The 5719-nt window shown below is 71.7% G+C and carries 5 protein-coding genes; all 5 read left to right on the top strand.

The genetic code is table 11. From position 1 onward, the window contains the following. The first annotated feature begins 65 nt into the window (after positions 1–65). The 5 genes from KALB_RS23730 (at position 66) to KALB_RS23710 (ending at position 5708) form a co-directional block, all read left to right on the top strand. Positions 66–1058, top strand: coding sequence for an ABC transporter substrate-binding protein (locus tag KALB_RS23730; RefSeq protein WP_025358201.1), 993 nt, complete (start codon positions 66–68; stop codon positions 1056–1058). Between the two features lie 61 nt (positions 1059–1119). Beyond that, positions 1120–2178, top strand: coding sequence for a 3-deoxy-7-phosphoheptulonate synthase (locus KALB_RS23725; RefSeq protein WP_025358200.1), 1059 nt, complete (start codon positions 1120–1122; stop codon positions 2176–2178). 13 nt (positions 2179–2191) lie between these two features. Next, positions 2192–2923, top strand: a complete 732-nt coding sequence (locus tag KALB_RS23720; RefSeq protein WP_030107831.1) for a 2,3-dihydro-2,3-dihydroxybenzoate dehydrogenase — start codon at positions 2192–2194, stop codon at positions 2921–2923. Then, positions 2923–4116, top strand: a complete 1194-nt coding sequence (locus KALB_RS23715) for an isochorismate synthase (RefSeq protein WP_081789948.1) — start codon at positions 2923–2925, stop codon at positions 4114–4116. Before KALB_RS23720 ends, KALB_RS23715 begins: the two co-directional genes overlap by 1 nt. Further along, positions 4113–5708: a (2,3-dihydroxybenzoyl)adenylate synthase gene (locus KALB_RS23710; protein WP_025358197.1), complete on the top strand. Its 1596-nt coding sequence runs from the start codon at positions 4113–4115 to the stop codon at positions 5706–5708. Before KALB_RS23715 ends, KALB_RS23710 begins: the two co-directional genes overlap by 4 nt. Positions 5709–5719 lie beyond the last annotated feature (11 nt).

Raw genomic sequence — 5719 nt, 5'->3', positions numbered from 1 at the left:
GGTAGCCTGCCCTTAGTGGGGGCCAGGGCATCCGCCGTTCGCTGACATACAGGGAGGAGCGCGTCGTGACGACGCAGTTCCAGCAGGGTCTTCGGGGCAGTACGTGGCGCAGGGCGGTCGTGGCCGCCTCGGTGGCCGCGCTGACGCTGGGCATCGCCGCGTGTGGTTCCACCGCGGACAACGCCGGCGCCGCCGGGAGCACCCGGTCCTTCGACACACCCAGCGGCAAGGTGCAGATCCCCACCAACCCCAAGTCGGTCGTGGCACTCGACCAGTACAGCTACTTCGGGCTGCTGGACGTGGGCGTGCACCCCAAGGCCACCGCCTCGGGCTACACCGACAGCTTCGCGGTGTTCCCGCCCTACGCCGACGAGTACAACAAGGTGGCCAAGGTCGGCAACTCGCTGGACGTGGACATCGAACAGGTCGGTGTGCAGGGGCCGGACCTGATCCTGGGCAACAAGTTCCTGTCCCTGGACAAGCACAAGGTCGAGGACTACCAGAAGCTGGCGCCCACGGCGATCCTCGGTGGGGCGCCCGGCGAGCCGGGGGTCGCCTGGCCGCTGTGGGTCATCCAGGCCGCCGACGCGGTGGGCAAGAAGGCCGAGGCCGAGGCGCTCAAGAAGCAGTACGAGGACCGCGCCGCGCAGATCCGCAAGCAGTACGCGGACAAGCTGGCCAAGCTCAAGTTCGCGCTGATCAACGGTGGCGGAGGCAAGTGGTACCTGAACCTGGACGAGTCCTGGGGCGGCACCATCCTGCACGACATGGGCGTGCAGTTCGCGCGGGCGGGCATCACCGACCCCAAGAACAACACCCCGGAGTTCTCCATCGAGAACCTGGACAAGCTCAACGAGGCCGACGTGATCCTCTACCAGGCCGACTACCAGGGCAAGGCCGGGCCGGACACGCAGCAGATCATCGACCTGCCCGCGTACCAGGGCCTGCGCGCGGTCAAGGCGGGCAAGTCATTCCCGACCGGCAACTTCTACGCGCTGCACTACAAGGCCGCGATGGCCTTCCAGGACGAGATCGAGAAGATCCTCAAGCAATCCTGAGCAGGACGGGTGGGGTGCCCGCACTGGGCGCCCTACCCGCGAGGGAAGGGCAGGAGTACTGGTGGCTGGCGGGCAGTGCAAGTCCGTTCCGTTGCTCTCCCCGGAGGAGCTGAGGCAGGAGCAACCCGCCTCGGCGCAGGTGCTGGCCGGTGTGGCCGCGGCCCGCGCCGCAGTGACCGCCGTGCTCGACGGCACGGACGACCGGCTCCTGGTGGTGCTGGGGCCGTGCTCGGTGCACGACCTGGACGCCACGCTGATGTACGCCAGGCGGCTGCGTGAACTCGGTCGGGAGCTGGCCGAGGACGTGGTTTTGGTGCTGCGCACGTACTTCGAGAAGCCGCGCACCCGCGTGGGCTGGCCCGGGTTGCTCAGTGACCCGTGGCTGGACGGGGGCTACGCCCTGGAGGACGGCCTGCGCATGGCCAGGGCGCTGCTGCTCGAAGTGTCCGAAATGGACGTCGCGGCGGCCTGCGAGTGGCTTTCCCCGGCGGTGCCGGACTACCTCGGCGACCTGGTGTCCTGGGGCGCCATCGGGGCCCGCACGGTGACCAGCCCCGTGCACCGGCAGCTGGCCAGCGGCCTGCCCATGCCGGTGGGGCTGAAGAACGCCGTGGACGGGGACGTGCGGCACGCCGTGGACGCGATCGTGGCCGCGAGCCGACCGCAGGTCTACCCCGGGGTCGGCGCCCGTGGGCGGCCCGTTGTGGTGCACACCAGCGGAAACGCCGACTGCCACTTGGTGCTGCGCGGTGGCGAACGGCCCAACTACGGGCCCGCCGAGGTGGCCGAGGCGATGGCGCTGCTGGCCGAGGCGGGGCTGCCGCGGCGCGTGGTGATCGACGCCAGCCACGGCAACAGCGGCAAGGACCACCTGCGCCAGCACGAGGTCGCGCTGGAACTGGCGGGCAGCATCGCCGCTGGGCAGGAGCAGATCAGGGGGCTGCTCCTGGAGAGCTTCCTGGAGCCGGGGCGCCAGGACTGGGCCGCGGGCAGGCCGCTGGTGTTCGGGCGCAGCATCACCGACGCGTGCATGGGCTGGCGGGTCACCGAGGAGCTGGTGCGGACACTGGCCGGGGCCAGCAGGACCCGGCGGGCGCTGCTGGCGGAACGGACTGGATGAGGTGGACGAGTTGATGCGGGGCAAGGTGGCCCTGGTGACCGGGGCCGGGCGGGGGATCGGTGCCGCGGTGGCCGAGGCGCTGGCCAAGGAGGGCGCCACGGTCGCGGCCGTGGACCTGGCCGAACCGGACGGCGTGCACGGCTACGCCGCCGACGTGTCCGATGTGGACGCCGTGGAGTCGGTGGTGGATCGGGTGGAGCGCGAGCTCGGCCCGATCGACGTGCTGGTGAACGTGGCCGGGGTCCTGCACACCGCGCAGATCACCGAGATCAGCGACGCGGACTGGCGGCACACCTTCGCGGTGAACACCGACGGGGTCTTCCACCTCTCGCGGGCGGTGACGCGCCGCATGGTGCCGCGCGGGCGCGGGGTCGTGGTCACGGTGGCGTCGAACTCGGCGGGTGTGCCACGCATGGGCATGGCCGCGTATGCGGCGTCGAAGGCGGCCTCGGTGATGTTCACCCGCTGTCTCGGCCTGGAACTCGCGGCGCACGGGATCCGGTGCAACGTGGTGAATCCCGGTTCCACGGACACGCGGATGCAGCGGGACATGTGGGCCGACGAGCAGGGCGCGCAGCGGGTGATCGCGGGCTCGCCGGAGACGTTCAAGGTGGGCATCCCGTTGGGCAGGCTGGCTGATCCGGCCGACATCGCGGACGCCGTGGTGTTCCTGGCCTCGGACAGGGCCAGGCACATCACGATGCAGGACCTGTACGTGGACGGCGGAGCGACCCTCCGCGCGTGATGGCAGCGACCGAACAGTTGGGGTCTATTGTGGACAGTACGGGTCTGGCGGGCAGGACGGCCGGGAGTGAACTGGTGGCGGCCTACCGCCCGGGATCGTTCTTCCTGGCCTCCCGCGCGGGCACCCTGCTCGCACACGGGGTCGCGCACCGCGCGCCGGACGCGGCCGATCCCGCCGAGGCGGTGCGCGCGGTGCTCGCCGCGGCCCGGCCCGGGTCCGTGGTCGTCGGCGCCCTGCCCTTCGCCCCCGGCGCACCGGCCAGCCTGGTCGTGCCCGAGGCGGTGCACCACGGACCGCCGCCGGTGGTCACGCCCAGCCCGGTGCCCAGGCCGCGCCGCCGCCCGCTGGCGATGCGCGCCGTGCCCGGTCAGCAGGTCTACGCCGACGGGGTACGCGCGGCCCTGGAGCTCATGCGGGGCAACGAGTTGGAGAAGGTGGTACTGGCCCGCGCGCTGGAGGTCACCTTGGGCGAACCGGTGAACCTGGCCGAGTTGCTGGGCTCGCTGATCGACCTGGACCCGGTGGGGTACACCTTCGCGGTGGACACCGGGCAGGGCACGCTGGTCGGCTCCAGCCCGGAGTTGTTGGTGTCCCGCAAGGGCGGCACGGTGTTCGCCAACCCGTTGGCGGGCACGCTGCCGCGGGATCGTGATCCGGTGGTGGACGGCCAGCGGGCCACCCGGTTGCTGGGGTCGGCCAAGGACCGGCTGGAGCACGGGCTGGTGGCGGAGGCGGTGGCCGAGGGGCTGCGGCCGTTCGTGCGCAAGCTTGAGGTGAGTGAGCCGGAGTTGTTGCCGACCACGGCGTTGTGGCACCTGTCCACGCGGATCACCGGCGAACTGACCGACCCCGATGTGTCCTCTGTGGACCTCGCGCGGGCGCTGCACCCGACCCCGGCCGTGTGCGGCACGCCGGTCGCTTCGGCCCGTGCCGCGATCGCGGACATCGAGTCGTTCGATCGTGGTTTCTACACGGGCGCGGTGGGCTGGTGCGACGAGCACGGTGACGGGGAGTGGGTCGTGGCGATCCGGTGCGGCCTGGTGGACGCGAACACCGTGCGGTTGTTCGCCGGTGCGGGCATCGTGCCGGGTTCGCGGCCGGCGGACGAGGTGGCGGAGACCTCGGCGAAGTTCCGGCCGCTGCTGACCGCGCTGGGCTTCGCCCACGAGGAACTGGACGGGGGCGCGCGATGACCGGTGCCGAGTTCACCCCGTGGCCGCCGGAGTTCGCCGAGCGCTACCGGGCCGCCGGGTACTGGCAGGGCCAGAACTTCCCGCAGTGGCTGGACGAGATCACCGCCAAGTACGGCGATCGGCTCGCGGTGTGCGACGAGCGCAACCGCTGGACCTACCGCGAACTGGACGAGCGGGCGAGGCGCACCGCACGGGGCCTGCACGCGCTGGGCATCGTCCCCGGCGACCGGGTCGTCGTGCAACTGCCCAACGTGGCCGAGTTCCTCCAGGTGATCTTCGCCCTGTTCCGGCTCGGCGCGCTGCCGGTGTTCGCCCTGCCCGCGCACCGCAGCCAGGAGATCGGCTACTTCTGCCGGTTCACCGAGGCCGCCGCCTACGTCATCGCCGAGCGGCACGCCGGGTTCGACTACCGCGCCCTCGCCGAGCAGGTGCGGGCGGACTGCCCTGCGCTGCGCCACGTCCTGGCGATCTCCGAGCTGGACGAGCTGCCCGAGGGCGGACCGCTGCCGCAGGGGCCGGCCGCGGGCGAGGTGGCGTTCCTGCAACTGTCCGGGGGCAGCACGGGCGTGCCGAAGCTGATCCCGCGCACCGCCGACGACTACCTCTACAGCGTCCGGGACAGCGCTGCGATCTGTGGCCTGAACACCGGGACCAGCTACCTGGTGAGCCTGCCGGTGGCGCACAACTTCGCGATGAGCTCACCCGGGGTGCTGGGCGTGCTGCACGCGGGCGGTCGCGTGGTGATGTGCCCCGCGCCGAGCCCGGACACCGCCTTCCCGCTGATCGAGCGGGAACGGGTCACGATCACCGGGGTGGTGCCGCCGGTCGCACTGGCCTGGATGGCCAGCTCCGCCCGCGACCAGCACGATCTGTCCAGTTTGGACGTTCTGCAGGTGGGTGGGGCGAAGTTCGCGCGGGAGGCGGCCGTCCGGGTGCGCGAGGCACTGGGCTGCCGGGTGCAACAGGTGTTCGGCATGGCCGAGGGACTGGTCAACTACACCCGGGACGAGGACCCCGAGGAGGTCGTGCACGGCTCGCAGGGCCGGCCGATCTCGGTGGACGACGAGATCCGCGTGCTCGACCCGGCGGGCAACGAGGTGGCGCCCGGCGAGCCGGGGGAGCTGCTGACCCGCGGGCCCTACACGATCCGCGGCTACTACCGGGCCGAGGAGCACAACGCGCTGGCCTTCACCGAGGACGGCTTCTACCGCACCGGGGACGTGGTGCGGCGACTGGGATCGGGCCACCTGGTGGTGGAGGGCCGGGTCAAGGACCAGATCAACCGGGGCGGCGAGAAGGTCGCGCCCGAGGAGGTGGAGAACCATCTGCTGGCACACGAGTCCGTGCACGACGCGGCCGTGGTCGCGGTGCCCGACACCTACCTGGGCGAGCGCACCTGCGCGTTCGTCATCCCGTCCGGCCAGGACGCGCCGACGGCCGCACAGCTGCGGGCGTTCCTGCGCGAGCGCGGGCTGGCCGGGTACAAGATCCCGGACCGGATCGAGGTGGTCGAGTCCTTCCCGCACACCGGGGTGGGCAAGACCAGCCGCCGTGACCTGCGCCGCGTGCTCACCGAGCACCTCACCCGCTGACTGGAGGACCT

It is taken from the genome of Kutzneria viridogrisea DSM 43870 (assembly GCF_000525635.1).
In the GTDB taxonomy this organism is placed as follows: Bacteria; Actinomycetota; Actinomycetes; order Mycobacteriales; family Pseudonocardiaceae; genus Kutzneria; species Kutzneria viridogrisea.
Note: the sequence above shows the minus strand (reverse complement) of the source record. Positions and strands in the feature narration are given on the sequence as shown.